The organism is Fontibacillus forbon, from assembly GCF_046559655.1.
Lineage (GTDB): Bacteria > Bacillota > Bacilli > Paenibacillales > Paenibacillaceae > Fontibacillus.
In genome coordinates this window covers 60,885-86,952 of the sequence record NZ_JBKGFV010000007.1, presented here as the reverse complement: position 1 = coordinate 86,952, position 26,068 = coordinate 60,885, and the positions used below count along the sequence as shown (strand labels likewise).

28 protein-coding genes are annotated in these 26,068 nt (G+C 49.4%); 1 reads left to right on the top strand and 27 read right to left on the bottom strand.

All coding sequences use genetic code 11. The features are described from left to right. Positions 1 to 10: 10 nt before the first annotated feature. The 20 genes from ACLB09_RS23150 to ACLB09_RS23055 form a co-directional block, all read right to left on the bottom strand. Positions 11 to 637 carry a TVP38/TMEM64 family protein gene (locus ACLB09_RS23150; protein ID WP_410772194.1) on the bottom strand — a complete coding sequence of 209 codons (627 nt, stop codon included), beginning with the start codon at positions 635 to 637 and terminating at the stop codon, positions 11 to 13. Positions 638 to 754: 117 nt separating this feature from the next. Further along, a complete protein-coding gene (locus ACLB09_RS23145) occupies positions 755 to 1,360 on the bottom strand; it encodes a response regulator (protein ID WP_410772193.1) in 606 nt (201 codons plus the stop codon). A 14-nt stretch (positions 1,361 to 1,374) separates the two neighbouring features. Then, a complete protein-coding gene (locus ACLB09_RS23140) occupies positions 1,375 to 2,505 on the bottom strand; it encodes a sensor histidine kinase (RefSeq protein WP_410772192.1) in 1,131 nt (376 codons plus the stop codon). An 88-nt stretch (positions 2,506 to 2,593) separates the two neighbouring features. Continuing rightward, positions 2,594 to 3,637, bottom strand: a complete 1,044-nt coding sequence (desA, locus tag ACLB09_RS23135) for a Delta(5) desaturase DesA (protein WP_410772191.1) — start codon at positions 3,635 to 3,637, stop codon at positions 2,594 to 2,596. A 162-nt stretch (positions 3,638 to 3,799) separates the two neighbouring features. Then, complete coding sequence (locus ACLB09_RS23130; protein ID WP_410772308.1) at positions 3,800 to 4,771, bottom strand: ring-cleaving dioxygenase; 972 nt, start codon at positions 4,769 to 4,771, stop codon at positions 3,800 to 3,802. 26 nt (positions 4,772 to 4,797) lie between these two features. Then, positions 4,798 to 5,256 carry a MarR family winged helix-turn-helix transcriptional regulator gene (locus ACLB09_RS23125; protein ID WP_410772190.1) on the bottom strand — a complete coding sequence of 153 codons (459 nt, stop codon included), beginning with the start codon at positions 5,254 to 5,256 and terminating at the stop codon, positions 4,798 to 4,800. Positions 5,257 to 5,420: 164 nt separating this feature from the next. Continuing rightward, positions 5,421 to 5,663, bottom strand: coding sequence for a hypothetical protein (locus ACLB09_RS23120; RefSeq protein ID WP_410772189.1), 243 nt, complete (start codon positions 5,661 to 5,663; stop codon positions 5,421 to 5,423). Next, a complete protein-coding gene (locus ACLB09_RS23115; RefSeq protein ID WP_410772188.1) occupies positions 5,653 to 6,093 on the bottom strand; it encodes a hypothetical protein in 441 nt (146 codons plus the stop codon). The genes ACLB09_RS23120 and ACLB09_RS23115 overlap by 11 nt, the downstream gene beginning before the upstream one ends. Next, positions 6,086 to 7,465, bottom strand: a complete 1,380-nt coding sequence (locus tag ACLB09_RS23110; RefSeq protein ID WP_410772187.1) for a hypothetical protein — start codon at positions 7,463 to 7,465, stop codon at positions 6,086 to 6,088. Before ACLB09_RS23110 ends, ACLB09_RS23115 begins: the two co-directional genes overlap by 8 nt. Before the next feature lies 1 nt (position 7,466). Continuing rightward, positions 7,467 to 8,093 (bottom strand): putative phage tail protein, encoded by a 627-nt coding sequence (locus tag ACLB09_RS23105; protein ID WP_410772186.1) that lies wholly within the window; start codon positions 8,091 to 8,093, stop codon positions 7,467 to 7,469. Next, positions 8,086 to 9,144 carry a baseplate J/gp47 family protein gene (locus ACLB09_RS23100; protein ID WP_410772185.1) on the bottom strand — a complete coding sequence of 353 codons (1,059 nt, stop codon included), beginning with the start codon at positions 9,142 to 9,144 and terminating at the stop codon, positions 8,086 to 8,088. The genes ACLB09_RS23105 and ACLB09_RS23100 overlap by 8 nt, the downstream gene beginning before the upstream one ends. Position 9,145: 1 nt before the next feature. Then, positions 9,146 to 9,559: a DUF2634 domain-containing protein gene (locus tag ACLB09_RS23095; protein WP_410772184.1), complete on the bottom strand. Its 414-nt coding sequence runs from the start codon at positions 9,557 to 9,559 to the stop codon at positions 9,146 to 9,148. Further along, on the bottom strand, positions 9,559 to 10,014 hold the full coding sequence (locus ACLB09_RS23090) for a DUF2577 family protein (protein ID WP_410772183.1): 456 nt from the start codon (positions 10,012 to 10,014) through the stop codon (positions 9,559 to 9,561). Before ACLB09_RS23090 ends, ACLB09_RS23095 begins: the two co-directional genes overlap by 1 nt. Next, the gene (locus tag ACLB09_RS23085) at positions 10,014 to 11,027 is read right to left on the bottom strand and encodes an XkdQ/YqbQ family protein (protein ID WP_410772182.1); all 1,014 of its coding nucleotides are present in this window, start codon (positions 11,025 to 11,027) and stop codon (positions 10,014 to 10,016) included. Before ACLB09_RS23085 ends, ACLB09_RS23090 begins: the two co-directional genes overlap by 1 nt. Then, positions 11,024 to 11,683 carry a LysM peptidoglycan-binding domain-containing protein gene (locus tag ACLB09_RS23080; RefSeq protein ID WP_410772181.1) on the bottom strand — a complete coding sequence of 220 codons (660 nt, stop codon included), beginning with the start codon at positions 11,681 to 11,683 and terminating at the stop codon, positions 11,024 to 11,026. Before ACLB09_RS23080 ends, ACLB09_RS23085 begins: the two co-directional genes overlap by 4 nt. Continuing rightward, positions 11,683 to 13,599 (bottom strand): phage tail tape measure protein, encoded by a 1,917-nt coding sequence (locus ACLB09_RS23075; RefSeq protein WP_410772180.1) that lies wholly within the window; start codon positions 13,597 to 13,599, stop codon positions 11,683 to 11,685. The genes ACLB09_RS23080 and ACLB09_RS23075 overlap by 1 nt, the downstream gene beginning before the upstream one ends. A 299-nt stretch (positions 13,600 to 13,898) precedes the next feature. Next, a complete protein-coding gene (locus tag ACLB09_RS23070; RefSeq protein ID WP_410772179.1) occupies positions 13,899 to 14,297 on the bottom strand; it encodes a phage tail assembly chaperone in 399 nt (132 codons plus the stop codon). A gap of 118 nt (positions 14,298 to 14,415) precedes the next feature. Continuing rightward, positions 14,416 to 14,850 (bottom strand): phage tail tube protein, encoded by a 435-nt coding sequence (locus tag ACLB09_RS23065; protein ID WP_114498406.1) that lies wholly within the window; start codon positions 14,848 to 14,850, stop codon positions 14,416 to 14,418. Between the two features lie 42 nt (positions 14,851 to 14,892). Continuing rightward, the gene (locus tag ACLB09_RS23060) at positions 14,893 to 15,948 is read right to left on the bottom strand and encodes a phage tail sheath subtilisin-like domain-containing protein (protein WP_410772178.1); all 1,056 of its coding nucleotides are present in this window, start codon (positions 15,946 to 15,948) and stop codon (positions 14,893 to 14,895) included. Then, positions 15,948 to 16,415, bottom strand: coding sequence for a hypothetical protein (locus ACLB09_RS23055; protein ID WP_410772177.1), 468 nt, complete (start codon positions 16,413 to 16,415; stop codon positions 15,948 to 15,950). Before ACLB09_RS23055 ends, ACLB09_RS23060 begins: the two co-directional genes overlap by 1 nt. A gap of 265 nt (positions 16,416 to 16,680) precedes the next feature. On the opposite strand from ACLB09_RS23055, the gene ACLB09_RS23050 reads away from it, so the two are divergent. Then, positions 16,681 to 17,268 (top strand): response regulator, encoded by a 588-nt coding sequence (locus ACLB09_RS23050; RefSeq protein ID WP_410772176.1) that lies wholly within the window; start codon positions 16,681 to 16,683, stop codon positions 17,266 to 17,268. Between the two features lie 6 nt (positions 17,269 to 17,274). Here ACLB09_RS23050 and ACLB09_RS23045 read toward each other — a convergent pair whose 3' ends face one another. From ACLB09_RS23045 to ACLB09_RS23015, 7 genes are all read right to left on the bottom strand, one after another. Further along, positions 17,275 to 18,747 (bottom strand): sensor histidine kinase, encoded by a 1,473-nt coding sequence (locus ACLB09_RS23045; protein ID WP_410772175.1) that lies wholly within the window; start codon positions 18,745 to 18,747, stop codon positions 17,275 to 17,277. A gap of 91 nt (positions 18,748 to 18,838) precedes the next feature. Further along, complete coding sequence (locus ACLB09_RS23040; RefSeq protein WP_410772174.1) at positions 18,839 to 20,146, bottom strand: MFS transporter; 1,308 nt, start codon at positions 20,144 to 20,146, stop codon at positions 18,839 to 18,841. 86 nt (positions 20,147 to 20,232) lie between these two features. Then, positions 20,233 to 21,387 carry a winged helix-turn-helix domain-containing protein gene (locus tag ACLB09_RS23035; protein WP_410772173.1) on the bottom strand — a complete coding sequence of 385 codons (1,155 nt, stop codon included), beginning with the start codon at positions 21,385 to 21,387 and terminating at the stop codon, positions 20,233 to 20,235. Between the two features lie 395 nt (positions 21,388 to 21,782). Further along, entirely contained in the window at positions 21,783 to 23,015 is a 1,233-nt protein-coding gene (locus ACLB09_RS23030) for an MFS transporter (RefSeq protein ID WP_410772172.1), read from the bottom strand. A gap of 143 nt (positions 23,016 to 23,158) precedes the next feature. After that, positions 23,159 to 23,752: a TetR/AcrR family transcriptional regulator gene (locus ACLB09_RS23025; protein ID WP_410772171.1), complete on the bottom strand. Its 594-nt coding sequence runs from the start codon at positions 23,750 to 23,752 to the stop codon at positions 23,159 to 23,161. Between the two features lie 165 nt (positions 23,753 to 23,917). After that, a complete protein-coding gene (locus ACLB09_RS23020; RefSeq protein ID WP_410772170.1) occupies positions 23,918 to 24,652 on the bottom strand; it encodes a ThuA domain-containing protein in 735 nt (244 codons plus the stop codon). A gap of 320 nt (positions 24,653 to 24,972) precedes the next feature. Continuing rightward, positions 24,973 to 25,938 (bottom strand): LacI family DNA-binding transcriptional regulator, encoded by a 966-nt coding sequence (locus tag ACLB09_RS23015; protein WP_410772169.1) that lies wholly within the window; start codon positions 25,936 to 25,938, stop codon positions 24,973 to 24,975. Between the last annotated feature and the right edge of the window lie 130 nt (positions 25,939 to 26,068).

Here is a 26,068-nt window from a genome sequence, read left to right as displayed (position 1 = left end):
AACGCCTGCCTTATTCCGCCGGCCCGGCCGCAGGAGCGGCAACCGCCGTAAAATAAGCCTGCAGCTTCCGGTTCAGCCACAGCGACGCTGCAATAAACAGGGCGACGCCAAGAAACTTGGCCGGCTGGTCTACGAAATCGGACAGATGGGTCCCGATGTAGGACACGCAAAAGACCATGACCGCCTTGCCCAAAGCCACCGCCGTCGCGAAAGTACTTACCTGCATCCGCGTCAATCCCGCGGCCATATTGATGACAACAAAAGGCCCGACCGGGAGCATACTGAGCAGGAAAACAAAGCTGAACCCGTTCTTCCGGGCCCATACCATCGCTTTTTGCACCTTCGGTTTCTCGGCCCAACGCCGGATGAGGGAGGCGCCTGCCGCTTTGCGGATGAGCAGAAAAGTCAGCAGACTTCCCGCAACGAGACCGATCCAGGAATATAGAAATCCCTGCCACATGCCATAGATCGCAGCATTAGCTCCGACGATAACAATCGTAGGCAGCGGCGGAACGAATGATTTCATAAACGTGAGCAAAATTCCGGGCAGCGGCCCAAGCGACCTGAACCTGTCCAGAAACAGCTGAATATTTTGTTCCGTAAAATAATCCATGATACTGAGCTCTGCATCAAGCATTTGTTCACCTCTTTTAATCGGGGTCACTATATTATACTATGAGCGAACCGGAAACCTTAAAGTAATATTCGACAATCCTATTATGAATGAGGATGACCCCCGACCCCGTGACTTCGATTACTTATTCCATCCCTTTTCCTTAAATCGCGCAATGGCTTCGATCCGGTTCCCTACCTTCAGCTTTTCTAAGATCGTTGAAATATAGTTGCGTACGGTTCCCTGGGAGAGGTATAGTTCCTCCGCAACCTCCTTTGTCTTCTTCCCCTCGGCAACAAGCCCCAGCACCTCGATTTCGCGGTTCGTCAACGGATTCTCGCTATCATCCTCATAGACAAAATCCACAAGTTCCGGGGCATAAATACGGCGGCCTTCCATAATAATGCGGATCGAAGCTATTAATTCCTCAATGGGACTGTCCTTCAGTAAATAACCGCGGACCCCCGCTTTACGCGCACGTTCAAAATAACCGGGACGCGCAAACGTGGTTAAGATAATGATTTTGCAGTCGTTATCCAGAAGCGCCTCCGCGGCGTCCAAACCGGTCTGGATCGGCATCTCGATATCCATAATGCAAATATCCGGCTGCAATTCAATCACCAGCTTAACGGCTTCCTCGCCGTTTCTGGCAATGCCGACTACTTCAAAATCTTCCTCCATGTTTAACAAGGATTGCATGGCACCGAGCAGCATCCCCTGATCTTCCGCTATCACAATACGAATCATATTGTCTTCCCCCCTTATTGGTTTGTAATCGTAACCGGGACAGAAATAATCATGGTCGTACCTTTGTCGGTCTTCATATGAAAGGAACCGTTTATAAAATCAATCCGTTCCTGGATTCCTTTCAAGCCGTTCCCGCCTTCAAATCGTTTGGCATTCGGAAAACCGATTCCGTTATCATGAATCGTCAGCTTAAACATTTCATCACTTTGATAGAAACTGATGCGACAAATCGTTGCCTGGCTATGCTTCACGATATTGGTTACCGCTTCTTTCAAGCACATACTTACGATATTTTCCGCAAAAACCGGCATATGAATCTCACTTGTATCCCCGTTCAAACGAAATTTAATCTGCGCTGCCTTTAAAATCTGTTCGACACGAACCAATTCATCCGCCAGATGTATCGCGCGTATATCGGCCACCAACTCACGAACTTCTTTTAGCGCAATGCTCGCCGTTTGGCGAATATCCCTGATTTCTTGGATGGCCTGTTGTGGATTTTTTTCTACTAAGCGTGTCGCCAAATCACTTTTCAATCCGATCATGGATAGCTTCTGACCCAGCGTGTCATGCAAATCGCGCGCAATACGTTGGCGTTCCTCATGCACCGTCAGCTCGGAAATGCGCTCGTTTGCCGTTACGAGCTCCCCCTCCAGATTCTCGCGTTTCGACTTGGAATATAGAGCAAAGGGCACTAACACTACCCCTAGAGCAGTAACGATAATGAAAGGCGTTTGGGATATAAACAAATCCTGAAAGAAAAAATACCCCACTTCGATGGTGACTATCGTAAACAGAATATTCAAACCATACATGACATAAAAGCCAACGGCCTTCTTAAAATTAAAACCGATCAAAATCGCCGTAAAGAGGACAAAATAAGCATAACCAAACGACAGTGTCATTAGGATATTCAGCACCATTTGGAGGCCGATCCACATGTACTTCAGGCCCGTCCGTGCACTGAAAGAGAAAAAGTAGCTTAAAAAATACAGGATAATCAATAACACCGCTACGCTAATGAGCCACAATGAAAACGAATGGATAATATGGATAATAAAGTAGAAGGGCATAATGCAGACGATGATCCACAGATAGATACTTAACATCGGACTTTTAGGAATGATACTGTACCACTTTTGCATAACAGCCTCGCTTCTTATGTTCGCTTTATCAATCATTATAACTCAAAAAGGGCACCTCTTACCTATGTAGAGGCACCCTTCCAATAAGCTAGCTATATTTTTTAGTCAATACCACTTTATTGCGCGTCACTTCTAACTTTGCAGCCTCTTTAAACGTTACGAATTTATGCCGCTCAGGGTCATAGAGCTTATAACGAATCGACTCTAAACTCGTCTTTAGCGTGATCGTGGTTGCCTGTTGTAATGGCGGAATCGATTCATGAGCATCCTCCAGCTTATAGTTCGGTACGCGAGGCGCCAAATGGTGAACATGGTGGAAGCCAATATTCCCCGTTACCCATTGCAGCAATTTTGGCAGCTTATAGTAAGAACTGCCTTCAACAGCCGCTTTGACATAATCCCACTTCGAATTATGTTCAAAATAAGAATCCTCGTACGTGTGCTGAATATAGAATAACCAAATCCCCATCGACCCTGCGATCAATAACGTTAGACCATGCACAAGTAAGAATGCAGGCCAGCCAAATGCCAGAATAAGAGCTGTACAGACCGCCAACAACATGATATTTGAAAAATAAGTATTCAACCGCTCTTTGGTACGTACCCCACTACGGTTAAATCGATTTAAGACAAGCACCATGTACAGAGGGCCTAATCCAAACATCACTATAGGATTGCGGTATAAACGGTACCCTAGACGACCAAGCTTCGATTTAGCCAAATACTCATCCACAGTCAGCATATCGATATCGCCGATCCCGCGCTTATCTAAGTTCGAGCTTGTTGCGTGATGAAGCGTATGCTCGCGTTTCCACTTTTCGTAGGGGAAGGAAGTCAGGATCCCCGTAATGTTTCCGACAATATCATTGGCTCTTTTGCTCTTGAAGAATGACCCGTGTGTACAATCATGGAAAATAATGAACGTACGCACAACGAAGCCTGAGGCAATAACGCTACATAATACGGTGTACCATGGTGAATACGGCAATACCGCATAGCCGGCTCCCCAAATGAGGAATAACGGGAGAATGGTATTGATGATTTGTTTAATACTGATTCGCGTATCAGATTTGGCAAACGGTGCAACATCATTATGCAACTGCTTCGTCTTGTTTGCATCTGTGTTAATCAATATGAATTCCCACTTTCTCTGAGCTTCTATATTCATCATATAGAAGCTCAGAAATCAGGGGTACTCTCAAACATCATTATTTTCATATGACACTTGTCATATAGTTAGCGTTACGGGGAGTTCAATAGCTAATCTTTTCCATTCCTCCGCCCGGATTTCCTTTTATTGCACGGTGTCGAGCGGCTTCAAGTAAGCTTCGATCTGCGCGCGTTTAGGCTCCAGGAAAGGCGGGAGCGCCAGCGACTCGCCGAGATGGGCGGGGTCTTCGTCCGTGGCAAATCCCGGTCCGTCCGTCGCAACCTCGAACAGGATTCCTTTCGGCTCGCGGAAATAGAGCGACCGGAAATAGAAGCGGTCCACGAAGCCCGAATTCGGGAAGCGGGCACCCCGTATGCGCTCGATCCAGGCCCGCAGTTCCTCCTCGTCCTCCACGCGGAACGCCACGTGATGCACCCCGCCGCGCCCCAGCCGTTCCGGCGACAGGTCGGTTCTTTCCTCAACATGAATCTCGGCACCGCTGCCGCCTTCACCCGTCTCGAATACGATAATGTCGGGTTGTCCTTCCACGAAAGAAGGATACTGCCCTTTCCGGCGGAAACCCATCAGCTCCGTCAGTACCGAGATCGTAAGTTCTGGCTGGGCAACCGTCAGTTGGACCGGCCCTAATCCCAGGATGGCGAATTCGGCCGGAACCGGACTTCGGTCCCACGGCTTGCCGCCGGGAACGCCGGTATTGTTTTCATCCGATACGAGAACCAACCGCTGTCCTTCATAATCCTTGAAAGCCAGTGTGGCCCGCCCCGCCCGCTGTTTCACTTCTTCATGTTCGACCTCAAATTCGGTTAAACGCTGCGACCAGTATTCCAAAGCCCGGTCGCTCGGCACGCGAAGCGAAAGCGCGGAGATACTGTTATTCCCATCGACATTCCGCCCCGCGTTCGGAATTTCGAAGAAGGTCAGTTCGGTTCCCGGATTGCCTACCTCGTCTCCGTAAAACAAATGATACACGGAGATATCATCCTGATTGACCGTCTTTTTGATCAGCCGGAGGCCCAATATTTTCGTGTAGAATTTAAAATTTTCCGAAGCCGTCTTGGTAAGTGCCGATACATGATGAATGCCTTTAAATTCCATACTCATAGCGAAATCCCTCCGTGATATTATTGGTTTTTTTGTATTTTTCGAAGCAGCCCGAGAAGCTGATGCTTCTCCTCCCGGCTGAGCCCGGCAAACTGCGAAGCCTGATATTGCTCCTGTACGGGAACTGCTTCATGATAGAGTTCCCATCCCTGTTCCGTCAGCGACAGCCATTTTTTCTTCCATTCCTGCTCCCGCTTAATCCAGCCCAGCTCCTCCATCTTCGTCAGCAGTTGGGTGATGTTCCCTTTCGACACCAGCAGCTTGTCGGCCAGATCTTGCTGCGTTAGCCGCCGGTGGCTGCCGATCTGAACCAGCGCATCGAATTGGGCTACCGACAGATTCCATTGCTTCAGATGCTGGTTGGAAGACCGAAGGCTGCGGTTATAAATCCGTGATATTCGGAACCATATCAGTAAGCCAAGCTTTCCCTCGTGTTTTTCCTCAAAGCGGCTAAGACCGCGAGTTTCGTTGTTGTTCATTTCAATTCCCCTATAAGGTGGATTTTTATCAGTTTAGTTATAAACTGATAATTTGTCAATCCCTTTGAATGCATCATCTTCTCCAATATAAAAGTAAAGGCTCCCGCTCTTGTTCAAAGGAACAAGTTGAGAGCCTGTAATTGAGCTTATAGATTCGTTGCTGATTAACGACGCGGCATTGATTTAAGCAATTGTCCCAGCCTGCTTTCGAGCAAATCATGACGTTCATGCAGATCTAAAAGCATGTCATAAAGCATTTCATTCGTTACATCCGAAGCTTTGAATCCTTCCAGACTCTGTTCTTTCCTGTCGTTATGTCGTGCCCGTAATTCCTCCGATTTGATCCGGAGCGGATCCGCCGGGATATGAAAATGCACGGCTTTCGGGAGCGGTTTTTTACTTGCCATCAGTTACCACCACCTTTAACTCGGCATTGCGATCCAACCCCAAAGTTCTCAGCCGGAATTCTCCCGGTTCCTCACTACTGATCGTAAAAGCAGCTTGGCCCTTGGAAACGCTGATCGACTGCTGAAGGTCGTTCATTTCCAGTTGTACTTCTTCGCTGAAATCCTCCTGAATTTCCCCCCGCCAATCCGTTACTGTAAGCTCGACAGTTAGTATCTCAGCCCCGTCCGACACGATGCTGTCTTTGTTCGCTTTTAAATTCGATACCGTTCCCGTGAAAGTTCCGTCCATATAGCGCATCCGCAAAAGTAAAGGAATGTTGAAGTGCGCCTCTTCAATAGGGATCATATTGTCGGCTTCAGTTGGTTCGGAAAGATCACTCAATCCTATAACTCTGCCTTCCTCGTTTAATTGTGCATAATAATTAGACATATTCGATGACCTCCCAAGCGATCATTCTACTGTCAGAGGCGTTTCCTATCGTAATTTCTATCTCGTTATTACTAACGAATCGTCCTTTAAGAGAACCGTCGTAAATGTATCCGTCATAATTCGGATCTATTGGAATGACGCTCAAATACGCCTTATCGGTTTGTACAGGTGAAATTGGCAAGTTCATCTTGGTCGAAGTGAATTTATCGAAACTGGCGGGGAATTCCGTTAACCCGCGTTGTACCTTTTTACCGATTCCCTTACCCATTAATTCCCCTACCGTTTCAATTCCCAAGGTCTCCTCATTAGACTGCTTTAAGGCTTGGGCAAACGCTCGCTTCTCTACGAGTGGATTAATTAACGGACTAAAGTAAAGTTTTCCGCTGGAACGAATCATCAGAATCAACCTATCGGGATATTCATAGGGAGTAAGCGGCGCCAAAAAATCTTTTCTCTTCCCTGCGGCCGGGTACATTCCTCCATCCTGATTTGAAGAAAAATACTTGAAATCAATATAAAGATAATCCCCGTTTGCTAACGGATATTTTTTATTCGCATCCCCGTATATACATATAGATGCATTAGTAACCGGATTGATAATAAACCAATGTCCGGTTAGCGCTACAGAGTCCCCAAAATCATATAAGGGATAGTCCGTAACTCCAATCATTCCTTGCAGCCTGGCGGTTAACCCCCAGGTTCTGCGATCTTCTAAAGGATCATTTTCGTTTCCGACTGTATCTTGACTATAAACTGCCAGCTTAGTAATTTTTAAGCTGAATTTTTCCCATGTCGGTTTATTTATGGTAATACGGACATGACTGTATTGATCGCTATCCGTAACAGGTAGGAACAGGTTGTCGTAAGGGTCAAAATCACGCTCTGCAACGACTTTCCAGTCTGCCATGTTATAACCAATTTCCACTTTTATATTTACCGGGTTTGGTCCATCAATCAAGTCAAAAGATATCGCATCAATTTTATAGAGTCCCTTCAGCTCTAACGTCATTTGGGCTGGATAATTATGGGCTTCCGCAAGATACCAACAGTGTTTATCATCCTGGGATTGATTATTTTTTGTATAATAAGATACTGTCGGCAGTCCCATAACTACTCCACTTGTCACCGAAACTGGTTTGTAAAGGGCAACATTCTCGCTTAATTTACCGTTTCTAAAATGATGCCGTTCAATAGCTCCGCTCGCTATTCCTTCTTTACCAATTTGCGGAGCGTCTCCCGGCTTCCCCGTGTGCCGGTGACCGTTGCTGTTGTCAAACAGCTTATCAATGGTTTCGATATTCGCATTTTGCGCTTCTCTCCTGACTGGATCCAAGGGCTCGAAAGCTGTTAGCCCGCTAGGCAGTTTCCGCATCTTAATCTCTCCTCTCTTTACGCTTGTTAGGTTTCCATATTTCCAATTCATCCCAAGTCATGTTCAGCGCCTCAAGCTCATCCCAGGTCAAATCTGCCGCATCCAGTTCATCCCAAATCAAATATGTGTAATGAAACGCCAGTTCAAGATGAGCCGGGATAATTTCACGCAAAGCGGTGCGCATATCCGGTTCATTCGCGGGCTTTCCCCGTGTGTCGATAAATGTAATGACAACCTGGTATTTGGAGAAAATCTCCTCTACTTTGATCTCTCCGTTCTCGAACGAATCCGCCACATTCTTGATGACCTCAAGCGTTACTGTGCCCGCTCCTCGCAGCTTCGACTTTATGACCGAGCGTCTTTGATCATAAGGCTTACTCTCATCAACCGGAATTCCGCAGAGATTTTCCCAACGAGCAAGTCCCCAGCTTGCATGTTCAATAAAAAACTGCCGAAGAACATCCAAAATTAGATGGTTAAACCCGATTATTTCGTTCGTTTCCTGACGAATCAAATTTCCGGCGATCCCAGGCTTATCGTCATTATCGTGAAGCGCATAGTAGTGGGGTAAATAATCAAGCATATCTCTTGAGATATCCCGTTTCAACTCAAATAAATCATTAGACAACGAAATCCACCGCCCCGACGATCGCTACCTGATCTTCTTCTATGGCATAGTTTCCTTTTACCTCGTTAATCGTCAAATCCTGAAAATCGTCCACTTTATCAATATCCAGCAGCAGACCAAATATACGATTGTAAGAAACGGTTTTCGTTTTAAAGGCGATATCCGCTAAAAACTGTTCCAGATTATTTTCGAATAACGTTTTGACCGCTGCCAAATCCGCCCCCGGGACCAAGCTTAAGCGAGCCGATACGTTGATTTTCACTTCCTCCGCTCCGCTAACCGTAACCTCCGCTCCCACCGGGCGGCGTTCGTTTACCGCATTCATAACTTTTCTGATAATTTCATCATTAGGCTTCCTTTTATCTTCCGCCAAGATTGACAGTTTTACAGTGCCCCCACCCTTCCATGTAGGAAAGATCTTAACGTCGCCCACTCCCGCAACCTCAAGAGCCCACTGGCGATAATGCCAGGCATTTCCGCTCGTCGCCGGTCTTCGGACCCGGTCAAAATATCTGCCCAAGAGCGATTCGTCGGACTCCGTTTCGGCTCCATTAATAAATTCTTCAGGATTGGTCACGGACACAACACCTGTCAAATTTCCCAGCATCAGCTTGATTCGGCCGGTATCGACATTTCCTCGTACGCCGCCAACCGTCGCTTCAGCCTTTACTTTAGCGGTCCCTTGCTTTATAACGCCTTCTTCGGTAGTTACAAAAACAACCGCTTCCTCTTCGTCGGTGGAAACGAAGGTCCGCTGGGGAATAACGGTATTTTCTTCTCCCGTAAAAACTACTTCCCCTGTTGCCTTCTCGCTTGGGCGGCGGATGACCCCAAACTCTGCCGCTCTTAAATCCAAAAACTCGGACGGCTGCTCCGGGCTGGCAAAGCCGAATTTCAGCACATTCCCCAATGCTATATAAGCATGAGCCAATTCGATCGCAGCGGGCGATAACAGATCATAAGTTATAGAACCCTGCCGCGTATCGATACCTTCCGGGGAGGCGTTTCGCATCCGATCCAGAATCGCTTCCTTTGTCTGACTCTCAAACATTTTAAATGCTCACCTCCTGCTCAAAAGCTCCTTCGGCAGTTATTACCGTAAATGTGACAAACAGCTTATCGCTTTCCCTTTCGATCTGTAATGGCTCGACAGCCTGGATTCGATCATCCTCCTTAAGCGCTTCGGTTATCACTCGGGTGATTTCGCTGTTCAGCAATTGAGGAGAAATGTCCTGTCCCAGTAAAGTTTCAATTTCACAGCCATATTGGCTGTTATAAATTAGATAGCGATAGCGAGCCGTTAATATGGTCTTCTGGATGAATTGCTTGATCGCTTCCTGGCCGTCAATGATTTTCTCCGTGACCTGGCCTGATTCAAAATCCAGCATATAAGTTTGTGAAGGGAACGGGGCGGGCTCCAGTTCCACAAATCGCTCTTCACTGCTATGAAGCGGTGACAATGCCATTAATATCTCACCACCCGATCCAAAATAATATAGGTTTGCCCCTGGTTGATGCCCGCGACGACGATGCGGTCGTCTTTTTTGAGTTCGTCTGTGAACTCCAGCTCGGCTCCTTGAACCGTTTGGTCGGCGGAGGCAAGCTTGACAGATGAAAAACTCAATTCATGGGTTTGCGCATTGCCGTCCTGGAGCAAAGTAAATCCGATTGTAGGAGATGATGAACTTACTTCCGTTTTCCCTACACTCTTCAGATTCACAATCCGAGTATGCTTCGCCAGCGACTGAACCACGATCAAATCATCCTTCTCCAGCTCCACGTTCATATGATCCACCTTGATTTTCAACCGAGGTGGTGCAGACGTGACCGTGGCCAATTCAAAGGTAATTTCGGTATTGTATCCGATGGTCCGGATCAACTGAACCAACTGACTTGCACCAGAGCCCTCTATGCGTTCCATCACTTGGCCCCTTTCTCTTCCTTATATTCCATCTTTGGAATGTCATCGGTTGCCGACAACGTTAGGGACATGGTGTGACTCCCGTTTTCAAACCGGTGTTCATCGGCCGAAATATAATAACCGCCGATAATCCCCGTCACCGATTCCTTAACATATACGCAAGAGCCGGAAACCACTTCCGGAATACCAAGACATTCAATTCGGGCCTGATCGTCAATAGTCGCCAAATCCTTCAACAATTGCTTGGCCCGCTGCTCTATTTGAGATTTGGTCATATCCTTTTCAGGCTTCTCCAAATGCTGCATAACTCCAAATCGCTTAATGAGCTCCCCGTTCTTCGCGCTCGCTGAGATCTCTTTTTTCTCCACATCTCCTCCTATTACTTTGATCTGGGTACGAGTTTCCTCAATGGATTGCGAGTAGTTGGCATCAAGCAAATTCACCCCGTTTTCCAGGACCCATTTCCCTTCCTGCTCTTTCCTGGATAGCAACTGTAATTTGCCTTTCTTCGAGGTGATCAAAAAATGTTGTCCGTTTTGTTTCTGGGTTTCGGTGAGGGCGGTCACCATCATCTCAAAGAGCGTTTTTTCACGAAAAACCAGCTTCGGAATAACATAACCCGTATCGTGAATTTCTCCCGTCGGAATAGAAAACTCATTACACAGCCGTTTGATGATGACCGAAGCGGATTGTCCGCGAAAAATTTTCGTATCCTTGCTTTTGGTCAGGTAAATATTCTCATCGTAAGCCGTTAATGTCATTTGCCCCTTTGTGTTGATTTGATCCGCAAACAAAACGCCGCGAAACAACTCCTGCTTCCCATTCAAGATCAGCCGCAGCTCTGCGCCCTTCTCAAGCGTCATGAATAATTCCCGAAGATCTCCCGTATTGGATATCTCCACGACGAGTTTCCGGGCCGCCTGCTTGATATCGCCGGACCAATTAACCGACTTGACGATCGGATCCAAATAGACGTTTTGCTTCTGATCCTTGTAAGTGACGCTCCAGTTCATGACGGAATCACCAGCTTCTGTCCGGGATAGAGTTTATCCGGGTTTTTGCCGATTATCTTTTCATTAGCCGTATAGACTTCCTTCCACCGATCTCCGTTTCCTAACGTTCGCTGAGCGATTTTCCATAACGTATCTCGTGGAACCACGGTATAAAATGCCGGGGGAATCTTGGTATCTGGACGATGTTCCCCCGTGATGACCATGGCCTTTCCCGAGCCGGAGGTTTCCACCTGGCGGAACTTTACTTCCTTATATTCCTTGAATTCCATTTCAAAAAATACATCGCCAGGATTCCCGGCACGCTCGCTGTATTGAAAAGACCGTAGGGTCACCGGACACTCAATTGGCGTACCGGTAACCACCAGACGAAGAGGTTTGCGCAATTTCCGCCAGTTTTCAATCTTCGCCACAATGTCCCAAGGTTTGAGGAAGCCTTCATACTCACAATACCCTGGGTGATAGTCCCGCGGAAAAAAAGACCCGAAGGAAAACTCACGCAGCACCGCCTCACCAATCACCGTATACTCACCAAGCTGGGTGACCTGAACATCTTCGTAGCCATATGAACTTTTTATCGAGATCTGTTCGGGATTGACGGGCAACCGCAACCAATCCTTTTCATCCATGGTCTTCAGCCAAAATTGTAAAGACACCATTACGCCATCAATCCTCCCGCCGCTTTGATCTCGCGGGCCAGCGCTCGGGCAATCGTATCAATGTCCGATTCCTGACGTACGTTAAATGTGTTCCCCGAAATCGAAATCGATGCGCCCCCGCCTCCGGAATACTCCCTGTTCTCACTCGCCGTCATCACGCGTTCGCCCTTATGCAGCCGGGCCATCATCCCGTCATAAGGGACGTAGTCGAGGCCGTGGTAGTGGCTGGATGGCGGGCCGCTGTTCGAAGTTTCGGTATTTAGGTTTACGGAGGCCTGACCGCCATCCCCAAAGAAGCTGTCCCAAAGGGCTTGGGCTTGGTTGATTTTACCGAATACATACTCCAGTGAACTGCTAATCGCGCTTTTAATACTCTCTGCGGCCGTATTAAAAGCCGTCATAATCCCCTCTGTGATAACATGGATAATATTCTTGATGTCCTCCATATGATACTTAATAAGGTAGGCAATCGCACCGAACGCGGCTCCTACTGCCAAGCATGCAAGAATAAGAGGCGCAAATGGTACCGCAAGGGCTATCGCAGCAAGGGCATTAGCCCATAAAGCCGCTGCCGAAGCAACTAAAGCAGGTGCAAATACAGCCAGCAACACAGTGCTTACCCCCAAAAGAACGGCACCCATAATATCCGCATACTCCATAAAAAACTCAAGTGCCCCAACCATCGCTGCCATAAATGGGAGTAGAAGATCTCCAAGTGGAGCGAGTGCTATGGTCAGCCGATTTTGTAAAGCTCCGAAGCGATCCCCAAAAGTTTCAAGAGTCTGTCCCTGACTTAACATTCCATCCTTGCACTGATTCATGGAGGCAAGAATACCATTAAACTCTACCTTCCCTCCCTTTAATGCCGTTACTAGATCTTCACTGACTTTTTTCCCGAAGATTCCTGTTGCATATTGCATTGCTTCTGTAGCTGTCTTGGCATCCCGGATTTTTGTGGCAATTTCAGCGAACCCGCCAGCGGGAAGCTTTTTAGGATCCTTAAGCACGTCTCCAATCGGGTTCAATCCGTCTTTTTGCCACTTTGCCATGAGGGCCATCGACTGATTAAAACCGACCCCCATATCTTTTAGAGGTTCGCCAAACTGTCCCATCTGCTTCATTAATTCGATCATGTCCACTTTTCCTGCCCGGCTTGCGGCGAAAAATTGCTCTAGCATCACCTCGCCTTGCTTGGCCGTGTACCCCCATGCAGACATGGCTGAAGTTGCCGATTCAGCTGCTTGGGCGCTATCGCCACCGGTTAATCTTGAAGCATCCAAGAGCATCTTGGTTAAACCCTCCAGATCTTTTCCGGTTAGCGAAGTCTCCCGGCTCAATATCCCCATAGCTTTGCCGACTTCACTTAGGCTTTGAGGCACCTGTCCCCCTACTGTCTGAAAAGACTGGGCAAGTTTGACCAGTTCCTGTCTGGAAGCCCCGGAGGTTGATCTAAGTACACCATAAGCATCGCTGTAGGATTGGGCCGCCTCTATAATTTTGTCTTTAGCCGTAGTGAGCAAATCCATGGCGCCGCCACCGCCACCGCTTTCTTGAGCTGCGTTTTGTGCACCTGCAGACTCCTGATTTTTATTACCAAATGAAATCGGATCGGTTGCCAATTTCCCCAAAGGCTCTCTCAACTTGGTTATATAACCGTAAAGTTTAGATGTGCCCTTCCACTTTGCAAACTTGTCGCCAATCACCTTGAGCGCACTGCCGGCACTTTGTTTGGCCGAACTCCAAGCCTTCTTAAACCCGCCGCTGACCGTTGAAAGTGCAGAACCGGCCATAGTCTCCAGCTTGGATAAGCCGGTCATCATACTGCCCAAACTGCCTGCTTTCCACATCTGTTCGCTTGCCTTCGCCATACTGCTTAAATCATGGATGGCTTTGGTGCGAGTCTGAAGTTCGCTCATCGCTTTATTGTATCTCTTCAAGTTGTTTATGCTTTTACTCGTAACATAGTCATTTGCATTGTTTTTATTGTGAAAGTTGCTCAGCGTCCTCACCTCCTGACTAAAACGAATCTACGGCCTCGTTCTGCGGGCAGCCCGCTCTTGCTCCTTACGCATCTTTTCTTCTTCTTCCAGTTGCAGCATCATCGAAGCGTACATGAATCGCTTCACGTTCTCGTCTTTGTTGTACATCTCGTCCGGTGAAATATGATGACGCTGAAAAATGAGATGCAGCAGAAAGGCCTCACCGCCCGCTTTGATCAGTTTTTTATTTCGTCTTCATCGCTGTCGAAACCGCTGATTTCCAAGATTTCCGCAGACAGCTTCGCAATTTCGCCCGCGAGCAGCAAGCCCAGGATCGCTTCCGTCGGCGTTCCGTATTTTTCGATCAACTCCTTAGCCGACCAATCCGGGATTAGGCAGGCTTTTTGAATAACGAGCGCCCCGAATTGCTCTTCGTCCATCACCTTTTCCCGTTTTTGGCCTTTGCCTACATAATGCGTGCACTGCTCCTGAATTTTGTTGATCGTCTTTCCGTCCAAGGCCTGGATTTGGAAATCAACCCCCAGCCGTTTCATCGGAATGTCCTTCGTCGGTTTGCTGTCCGCGCTTAAAAGCGCCTGTAGTACGCTGCTTTGTCTGTTATCCGTAATCGCCATCGTGATCGGTCTCCTTTTTTTTGGTTATTCGTGTCTCCCCATGATGAGAAATGGCGAAGAACCCGGACGGGAAAATCAGGTACAAGCCGGGTTCCTGCCGATTCCGGACTTCTATGATTTATTCGGCCACGAGCTTATCCATGAGCTCATAACCGGTGAAATTGAACGGAAGCTCCTCCTCCACGATGGAGCCGACCTCGAAGTGCATAAGCGGAATTTTATCGAATGTGACGCCTTTCAGCCGCACCCGATACGCTCCATACGATTCCGGATCCTCCAGCTTCAGAATCAGCTCCGTGGCGAACGTCCCCTTGCTGTCGTCGGCGATCTGACCGATCAGTTCGACGAACTCGGAGGTCACCTTGTAGCCGGTGATCGTGCCCGATCCGCTGAGCCCGGTCACTTTATGCGCGGTCCAGCGCGTGCCGGAACGTTTGATTTCCTCCTTGGTGATCTCCACGTTCGCCTCCGCCGACTTGATGTTGGTCAGCCATCTTCCATCGTAATACACGTATCCGTAAGTCCCATTAATTACACGGGTTGAATCCAGCACATAAACCCCTCCTAATTAAATAAAAGTAACAAAAATCCAAAATTAAACTTTGACCGTAAGCAAAATCCGTTCCATGCTGTCGATCTCCGTGAAGCCGATCAGCAGGTAAACCGTGTCCCTTTCGGACTTCCGGTCCGGGTCGAGAGCAACGACGATATCCGTCAGCACATTGTTCAGCTCCAGACGCTCCAGATAGGCTTTGACGGCAGAAATCAGTGCGGCCTGCCCGTCGGCGTTATTGTCGAGCTTCCCTATGTAAGCTTCGCCTGCCGCTTTGGGAATATCGGTCGCGATGGCTTGACGCGCCCGCATGGCCCGGATTTTTTTCTTGCTCGTTACAAGCCCCTGCTCCACTTTCACTTTCTCTCCGTCATGCACCAGCACCAGCGAACCTTTCTGCAGCGACTCGTTGACTTCGCTATTCTTGAGCCGCTTGGTAACGTCATTAGCTCGCACAGGTGCATAAGTGATGGACTTATTGATTCCGGTTCCGGCAATCAGCCCGGCGATGTAAGGCGCGTACCGGGATGAACTGTATACGTTTCCGCCGATATCCGCGCCGGAAATCAAATTGACGACATAATCGTCGGCCAGATCGACGGAACGTTGATTGCCGATGGCCGGATCCAGGTCATCATCAGCAGAACCGCCGAACACGGCAACGAAATGCTTGCCTTCATCCTCGCGGTTGTCTTTGCACCAAATCTGAGTCGCCTTCTGTTCTTCCGCCGGAATATGATCCGGAAAAACAAACACATTGAACTGCCGCGAACTGAATACGTCCCGGATAGACGTATACGTAGCCGACGTAACAGCACCGCCTGCTTCAGCCGGAACCGTATACACAAGCACTTCCTTCGCACCGCCTTGAAGAACCAGACGAATCGGATCGACCGCGGCGGCACCGAACAGCTCTACCGCTTCCGCTTCCTTCTCGATCGTGTAAAACTTGCCCGCTTCCGCTCCTCCGTATTGGAATAACGGCAGGCCTACCGTCCCCCGCGTACCGCCCTTGATTTGCGCCGCGGCCGCCTCCACAAAATTAATATACAGACCCGGACGTACCGGTAAACTGATCGGATCCCATGTTCCACCCATTATTTCATGCCACCTTTCAAATTAATTGTCGTCAAGCGCATTTCTACCTTGCCTATTTTTTCGTGATTCCCGAATGTTACGGATTCTCTCGCACGAACCAGAATCGTGCCGCTGCACTTCTGCAGCCCGCCGTCCAGTTTCTCCGGGGCATCGATGGTGAACGACTCCGCCCGGACAGGTACCAAGGGTGCGTCCCCGGCATTCGCGCCTTCGTTCATGATGCTGCGGCTAAGCGCCTCCAGAGTAAGAACCGCCGTTTCCGCATCCTGGGCATAGCAAATTATCGTATACTGCCGTTCGACCAGCGTGTGGCTTCGCGTCTCGCTCCGCCGGGTCTCCTGTTTCACGGTGACCGCAAACTCTCCCGCCGCCGGCATAGCCGGCTCCTGGAAGCGGTGAACGGCGGCTTCCGGGTACTTTGCGGCGATCACTTCCGCGAGCCCGCCAACTTCTTCGGCCAAAGACATATCGCATCGCTCTCCTTTCGGCCGGTGTTTCGGATAAAGCAACCTTTCAAGTTAAGCTTTGAATTTAATCACTCGCCTTCCGTCTCATTGTTCAGCCCATTCACTGGCAGGCTGCATTTCGGATTATAGGCCGGGCGTGAAACGGCGAATAGGATGAACTTTCTTCACCTGGGGGTGAAAGAGGTTCATCCTACCTTTTTGTCGCAGTCGCTGATATACTAGTTTTAATTGTAAACATCTGTAAGATGCGGAGGGGTTTATATTCATGGAGCGAATTCGGGTCATGCTGGTGGAGGACGATTCCTTTTGGCGGGAACATATTAGTGGAGATTTGGCAGACGAGCCTGACATCATGGTGGCCGGGGTCGCCGCAACCAAGGAGGAAGCCATTGAGCTGGCTTCGCGCCAGGATCTGGACATAATTCTGATGGATATTAACCTGACGGGCAACAATCTGGACGGGCTGGACGCCGCCGAACAAATTTTGCACCAGGAACGAAACCGTTCCGTAAAAATTATCATGCTGACTTCCATCACCGAAGCCGAAGTGATTATGAAGTCCTTCCGGCTAGGCGCCATGAATTACATAAACAAGTCGAGTTACCGGGATATCCTGCATGCGATCCGCGAGGCCAATAGCGGCCGGGCTTCCATTCATCCCGATGCCGCCCGGGCGATGCGGAGCGAAGTTCAACTGATGGAACTGTCGCCGACAGAACGCGAGGTGTTCGAGCTGCGCCGGAGCGGGCTGAGCAAACGGGAAATATCCGAGCGTCTGCACAAGTCGACCAACACGATTAAAACCCAACTGCGCAGCATCAAGAACAAACTCACCCATTTCAAGATGGATTAAGACTTTTTACGAAGGATTCAGGTGATCCAGCCGGCGGTGCTCTCTGGGAAACTTGAGGCTTTGCGCCGGGGACTCCGGTTTGAACTTGTATTTGGGGAAATGAAGCATGATCGTCGTCCCTTTGCCGGGTTCGCTCTCGGCCACGGAAAGCCTGCCTCCGTGTTTGGACATCACGCTGCTGCAATAGGAGAGTCCGAGCCCGTAATTGAGCGCGTTTTTCTTGGTGGTAAAGAACGGTTCGAAGATTTTCGCCAGGTGTTCCGGGGGAATGCCCGCACCATTGTCTCTGACCTCGATCCTGAATTCCTTGCGGGTAGCCGAAGTGTGCAGTTCTACCGCTCCGCCGCCGGGCGGCATCGCATCAATGGCATTGCGGATCAGATTCGAGAGCGTCTCTCGGATATGCACCGCATCGCAGGTTAATATTCCTTCGGCTCCATAGGAAACGGACAGGCTGACCGCGCCATTCTCCGTAAGCGTTCCGCTGGAGGTCAAAGCTTCGTCCAGCAGCTTACGGACCTCATGCTGGTTCTCATCCAGCACCACATCCTCCGCTTTTTCCTTGATCCGGTTTACCATATGAAGCAAATGCGCTGTCAGCCCATGGACTTGACCGATCGTTTGAACGGCCTTTTCCGACTGCCCCGCCGAGAGCAGAGTCCTGCTTTTCTCGGCCAGATAGTCGATTTTTTGAATCTCGTTCTTGATGGAATGATTCAGAATGGACACGCCCATCGTAAGGGTGCGAATGGAGTAATCGATCCTTTCCCGCTCGATCCGCAGCTTGATGCCGAGAAATCCGTAACGGACCGTAAAGAAGAGAACAACGGCGACGGTAGCAAGGATCACGATGAAGTTGGCCTGCCACATTCCATTGCTTCGCAGATCAAAAGACCACCAACCAAGCTCCAAATAGTCGAAGCCTACGTAATCGGACATAAAAGCCCAGATCATCACGAGCGGAAACAACAGCGTTCGCCGTTGGCTGCGCCTTCTTAATTCATTTTTTTCGCGGAAGTAAGCCAGCAAATAAAAAAGGCAGCCGACCGCGACGAACATTCCGTCCCACCAGCGGAAGCGGCCGATTTCAAAGATGTTCCAGGGACCGCTCCGCAAATGGGTTCCCAGCAGCAGCACCATCCCCGAAAAGAGCAACCCCGTCAAACCCCATTTCCAACGGGAAGACATTTTCTCGTTGAGCCATAATCCGCCCATGCTAAACACATAAGGCAATACAAAGAAATAGATGTTCATCCCGATCACCGTTGAAAGGTACAGTAACCGGCTAATAAACGGGGGCAGCCACGCGGCGTCAGCAAACACGGGCATAATCGACAGATGCATGCTGAACGCGTAACTGGCCGAACCTCCAAGCAAGATCGTTAATCCGATCCAAATGTTGGACCTTGTTCTGTGCAGTAAAATAAACAGCCCCAGGGACCAAAGCGACAGGAACATCAGAATATAAATAATCCGCACTTCACTTACTCCTTCAAATCGCAGATTTAGCTTTATTTTCTAATTATTCCCTGTAACTTTCATAAATTCCTGCTTGGAATTGGTAAAAAGATCATGAATTCCCGAGTTGACTCTGGTTTAGGGTACCGGGTTCGGATCCGGAGGAGCCTGATGCTGTTACTTCCGTTTGAGGCCACAGCAGACGGCGCAATAATCCCCCGAGCAGGCCAATAAAGATCATTGCCACGCCAATTGACATGAAGGCCGTTCCGACGGAAACCGCACCGATTAACAGGCCCCCAACCAGGGGTGCAGTCAGCATCACGATGCTGTTCATCGTATTCTGAATGCCGAACACGCGTCCGACGACCTCCGGCGAGGTTTCCTTTTGCAATATATAATTCTGGGTCAGAATATACATCCCGTTGCCGACTCCGATCAACAATCCAAACCCCAGCAGCCAAAGAAGACGGCTCCCCGGAGGGCATAAGCCCAGCAATGCGACGCCAAGGCCGATCAATCCGCAGCCCCCGCCGAGCCCCCAGCCATAATTAATCTTGCCTAGCCGGTTCAACAAAATAATCACGCCTACGGCGCCAGCCCCGATCGCGGCAACCACCTGGCCGGTCAACGCTTCATTGTCGGGTGAAATAGACTTAAACAGGGTCGGGAACTGATAATCCACCATCAAAATCGCCGCCAACCCTATGAAACCGAAGATCACGGTATGAAACACTACTTTACGGTGCCAAAGAAATGCCCAGCCTTCTTTCCATTCGCTCCAGAAACTTTGTTTCGGAGTCTGTCCTTTTTCGGTCTGCTCCTCTTGTACCGCGGAATTTCGAGGTACGCGCCATAATCCCAGCAGCAACAGGGCGGACAACAGTCTCGCTCCCATATTGATCACGATACAGGCCTGCGGAGATAACGCGGCAAGCGTTACCGCGCCCAGCAAGGGCCCGGCCACCTTCGAACCTTGACCTACCAAGCCGTTATAGGAGGTCGCCTGCAGCAACAAATCCGCAGGAACAACCCGGCGGGTCAGCGCCTGCTGGGCCGGCACATGAAATACGCCGGCCATGGCCCGCAAGGCCAGCAGCGGCAGCAGCCACGCAAAATTCGGAGCGAACAACACGCCGACCGTCAAGAGTACGGTCAGCAGATCGCAGAACATCATCAGCTTGGCCTGTTGTACCCGGTCTGCCAGCGTACCCGCAAAGGAGCTGAACAAAACGGACGGCAGCGCCATGCATACCGGAATAAGCGCGATCAAAAACGGGTCGATGCCCCAGCGGTAAACGACCAATACCTGGATCGCCAGCGCGTCGAACCAGTCGCCGAACGAGGCGAGCGCGTAGGCGGAAAACATGCTCCGGTAGTTGCGGATCGACCACAACCCGGAGCGGGACGACGATGCCATTTACCAATCCCTCCATCCTTCATCAATCGGTATCTTGTTTCACCTAGCAGATTAACCGCCGAATGTCAGAGGATTATCAGATGAGATTATGAAATCGGGCCTAGAAGTTCCACAATGGATCGTTCCATGGCAGGGCGAAGCGTATACAGATGAAATTCCTTCTCGACGGACTCAAATAAGTAGGCATACTTACGCACCAATGGAGACTCCGGACAGCGGCGCCGCAAAAACAGATTTATCTGGTTGATCGCGCCTAGATAAAGCGGCATATGCTGAGACATGCCCAGCACTTCCAGCCCCTCATCCAGGCACTTTTCAGCTTCCCGTTCCCGGCCGTCCGAAACAAGCCGCAGCCCCTTAAACACGCTATGCCTGCCTATCTCTCTAATGTAAGGCTCTTTTTCAAGCAAACGCTCCAGTCTGGCCGAGGTCTGGTCGGCCTCGTTCCAGTTTCCGGCAACCAGGTGGACGTACATTTCCATCAGCGCGACGGGCATGACGAAGCCGGTCAAACCGTCATGCTCCACCACACGGCGGGTACGTTCAAAACGTTCGATAGCCTTCTCGGGCTGTCCCGCGTCGGCATATACCTCCAAAATATTCAGGATTTCCATTTCCCTGTGCTGTTCGGGGGTCATCAAGCCCTTTTTTAGCGCCGCCTCACAATAACTGAGCACTCGGGCGGAATCGGGCGAGGTAGATCCGAGAAGAAGGAGCAATCCGTATAACCGTTCCCCCGGGCTGAGCTCGCCGGTCTCCAAAAACCATGTGATGTCGGCTTGAATAAACCGGATATACCTCCGGTAATAAGCATCGATTTCAAATCCCAGAACCTCATGCTGAGCCGCCAGTGCCATGATCGACTTTCCCTGACCGAGCAAATGGTACTTTTCAAATAGCCCCCGCACGGCGGTCTGAATCTCTTCGTCGTGCATGGATGGATTGTCCACACCTTTAGGCTCGGCGATGACGAGGCTGTAACCGTACCCCCGAATCGTGTTGATTTGGATATGCTCCCAGCGATGGAGCTTTTTTCTTAGCCGGTAAATATGATCGTCCACCGTGCGCTCTACCGGATATTCCAGCACCCACACCCGGTCCAGCAATTGCTCGCGCGAAAACGCTTGGCCCCGATGTTCATACAGAAACTGCAGCAAGGCGAATTCCTTGGCCAGCAATTCCACGGCCTCCGTCCCTTCGGTCACCGTGTAGCCTGCCGGATCAAAAATAAGTTGAGCCATGATGTTTCTCCCTTTCCAAAATCATGAAGCAGATTCAGTTGTTATCCATTTTAATACATAACAAAACAATTAGTTATACCGATGTTTACATGAAATGCCGAAAATGCCCGCTTATCTACAAAAATGAAACGAGCCTGGGCCTTACCCGTATCTGCTATGCCGGAATAGCGGCCTTTTTGATCGCTATTTTGCGCTTTTTGGTTAGTTTGCAAGAAATAGTGAACTTCCGGGCCTTTATTTATGAGGAACCGGCCATTGAGCGGTCATTTGACCGATTTGTAGAGAAATAGCGCCCCAAAAGGACGCTATTTTCTATTGCCTCACCTATTGGAGAGAATAAGGTCCTGAAAGGGCGCTATTTGTATGCTTAGGATCTATTTCCGTCGCAGGCGAACTTATTTCATGGACATATTCACCTTGTTATCGGCTTCCATGGGCGTTGACATCCCCCGATCCTTGCCGGCTTTAAGAGAAAGCACGAAGCAAAGAAGGAGAACAAGAGCAGCTGCCACATATGGAAAATTGACATCGAAATCAAACAGAAAACCCGCGACAATCGGTCCGGCGATATTGCCCAAGCTGGTATATGCCGAGTTCAACCCCGCAACATACCCCTGCTGTTCCCCGGCCATCTTGGACAACTGCGTGCCCACCGCCGGACGCAAAATATCGATCGACAAAAATACAATAAATGTAACCGCGACGATCAACCAGTAGCTGGACACAAACAGAGTCAGGGTAACGAACAATCCGGCCAGAAGCAGGCAAAGCGATATCACGCGCTTCTCCCCGAAGCGGTTCAAAATCCAGCCGAATACCGTGACCTGCACGACAGCACCGGAAATGGAGCCGAATGTAATGATAAAAGCGATGTCCTTGGGGGTAAATCCGAATTTATGATCCACGAACAGGCCGAATACCGTCTCGTAATTGGCTAGCCCGAAAGCCAGCACGAACACGATAATTAAATTGAAAAAGTAGACTTCCCGTCCCGAATTCAATAATTGGGTTATCAGGCTCTGCTTCGGTCCGGCATCGGAACGGGCTTCCGCCCGCTGCTCGGCCGTCAACGATTCAGGCAAAATAAACAGCGTGATGACAGCCGCAACCGCACCGGCTACCGCCGCCGAATAGAACGGGACACGAATGCCGAATTCCGCGATATATCCCCCGATCCCCGGTCCGATAATAAAGCCGGTGGTAATCGCGGCATTGATGAATCCCATTCCTTTGGCTCTTTCCTCATTCGATGTTACGTCCGCAGCATAAGCCATGACAGCCGGCATGATCAGCGCAGCACCGATTCCTCCCAGCATTCTAGCCGCAAACAGCAGCACGGGTGCACTAACGGCTCCGAACAGCCATTCGGAAAGTGCAAAAACAATCATCCCCGCAACGATGATTTTCTTCCGGCCCAAGGTGTCGGACAACCTGCCCGCAAAGGGGGAGAATAACAGTTGGGTCAGGGAAAACGCCGCAACGAGCATCCCTACCATGCTCCCGCTAATATGAAGCTCCGTCATATAAGTGGGCATAATCGGCACAACGAGACCTATTCCCGTGAAAACGAGAAATATGTTCAACATGAGCAGGAGCATGGCTCCCCTGTTTCTTAAAATAAGCGACATAAAAATTCCTCCTGGATTCTGCAAATGGATCAGCCTGACGTAATGGAGGTTGATCATCCTTTTCTTTGATTTATACTGAACGTTCGTTTTGTATTGCATCAAAACAACGGTTTTTTCTTCGAAATCTTAGCAGAAACTGCTATTTACCTGTCCGCAATCCCGTATAAGAACACCTTCATCGCGTGCTTATACAACTTGAGCGCCGCTTCAGGGTCTTTCTTTCGCGCCATCTGGCTCAGACCGATCAATAAACTTTCAAGAATGACAGCCTGTTCCCCCGCACTTTCCAACCGGAATTCTCCAGAATCTATGCCTTGCTGAATCAAGCGTTGGTTCCACTGAAGATGTCTTTCGACCATTTCGGCCATCCGCTCTTCGATTTCGCTCGTTTTCTCTTCACTCTTGAAAAATTCATCCGCAGCCTTGGTAAGAGGGTGATTCAGATCATCATGCACGAGCAATTCAGCAAAACCGTACAGCTTCTCCGTCGTCGTTTTGTATTGCGGTTCCTTTTCCTGCCACTTCTCTTCCCACTCCCGGTCCCATTCGTCAATCAAGTAGAGAAAGAGACCCTCTTTGCTTTTAAAATGATAATAGAGGTTTCCCTTGCTGCTCCCCGTTGCGGCGACTATGTCTTCGATGGAAGTGGCTTTGTAGCCCTTTTGGGCAAACAGATTTCTGGCTGCGTCGACAACCCGCTTTTTGGTCTGTTCGCTTTGCAGTTGCTTTTTATTCACTTCAGCTCCACTCCATTCGCTAAAAATAAGACCACCGATGTATACTGAACATTCGTTCTGTATCTTAACAAAAAGTACAGCCGCACGCAAGTGCCGCTGTACTTCCATTTTTACTATATTGACGCTTTTGTTCGGCATTTCACCCGTTTAATCTTGATTATTTGCTTAATTTTGACGCACACTCTCCAAAGGTGCCACGCGTCCATACGACACTTTGGCCCCTTCCGATTTTGCCGCCCAATGTACCCCGTTTGCGATGACCTGCAACACTTCAGGCTGGTGATAAATCGGGAATGTTTCATGGCCCGGTCTGAAATAGAACACTTTCCCCTGCCCTCTCCGGTAGCAGCATCCGCTGCGGAACACTTCGCCGCCTTCAAACCAGGAGATGAAAATGAGCTCATCCGGCGCAGGAATTTCAAAACGTTCCCCGTACATTTCTTCCTTCGGGATTTCGATATATTCCCCCAGTCCCTTTGCGATCGGATGACCCGGCTCGATGACCCAGATTCTCTCCTTTTCGCCGTCATCGCGCCATTTCAACGACCCGGTATTCGTGCCCATCAAAGCAGAGAAAATTTTGGAGGCGTGACCGGAGTGAAGGACGATCAGTCCCATCCCGTCCAGCACCTTTTGGCGCACCTTCTCTACGATCTCATCGCTGACTTCGTCATGGGCCAAGTGCCCCCACCAGAGCAATACATCGGTCTGATTCAGCACCTCATCCGTGAGTCCGTGTTCCGGATCATCGAGCACTGCGGTTCTTACCTCCAAACCTTCCTCCGCATTCAAATGGTTGGCAATCGCCATATGAATGCCTTCCGGATAAATGGCTTTAACCTGTTCATTATGTCTTTCGTGCCGGAATTCATTCCACACGGTGACTTTAATTTTGGACATGATAAAAATCCTCCCTTTTCATAGAAGCCTTTCATATCGGCGCATCATTCCCCCAGCTCGCTGAGATGGACGGTATACATGTATAATATCGCCCATTTTCCATTGCTGCATTAGCTATTTTGCATATCTTGTCAGCGGAATTTCCTCCGCACCACAGCATTGCCGTGCCCTGCATTGTATCTTCTGTACCCAAGCCTTCCCGCTAAAACGATCAATACGGCGGAAATGATAGATGTTCAGCCATCCATCTCAATTCCCGTCACTCGCCAACCATTCAGCGTCTGCCCCTCTTAGTCCCGACGCCCATTCATTCTGTCGGCTCACAGCAGCGGAATATGGACATACTGATCAAATTCGGCTTTGCTATATTGATTTTTACGATCCTTTGAACGCGAATCAATATAAAATTGGATGATCTGAAAGGCAATATCAACCTGATTCCTGTCTATTTCCATTCTCAGCGTGCTTATGTCCGCCGGCAGTAGCTCCGGGAGGCCGCTCGTGCAAAAAACAGTCAATTGAAGCGCTATTCCCTGCGCAGCATTCACAACATGCATGCCGACAAATTCATTGATTACGGCACCGCTGTTCCCTTCCTGCTTCGCCAAAAAGCCGGGCAAATCAGAAGCGTTGTCTGCGCTCAGGATGAAGATAGAATCGGAATCCAGATTCGCGGCTTCCATAATTTCCTTCATCAGAGTATCGTTATTGAAAGACTCCATAACAAGGAAATAGTGTCCCGAGTTTCTTCCCGTCCGCTCCTTCCAAAGAGCAAATGCCTTTCGGTAATCGAATACGACCTTGTGAAAAAGCGGGTCTTCGATATAACTGTCGAGCAGCACTAGCGGCACTCCGATATTGAAATGAACAGATATATCCCGGAAGACCTCCTTCTTGACATCGACCAGAATAACCCCGTCCACCTCCCGCTGCTGCACAATATCGAGTTTCGGCTGTTCCGCGTCCATCCCTAATACAATCAGATGATAACCTTCCCGCTTGCAGATGGCTTCCGTTCGTTCGGTCAGCATTCCGTAGTAAAGCTGTCTCCAATAGCCGTCCTGCTTGCTGCGGTTAAAGAGCAGGGCCAGCATGCCCGATTTCCCTTTGACCAGCGAACGCGCCGTCAAGCTCGGAATGTAGTTCAGCTTGTTTGCTGCATCAAGCACTCTGCAGCGCGTTTCGTCCGTTATCGTCTGATTATTCACTTTGTTAAGAATATAGCTGACCGTTGCCACCGAAACGTTAGCTTCGCGGGCAACATCCTTCATCGTCGCTTTTTTCACAGTCGCACCTCATTGGATTTCATCTCTTTCGTTGATTAACCTTTGGACGTTTCTGATGTCAATCCCACGACCAGATACGTTCTGGTAGGATGATACCATATCCCATGATCCAACCTCTACTATCCCTTGT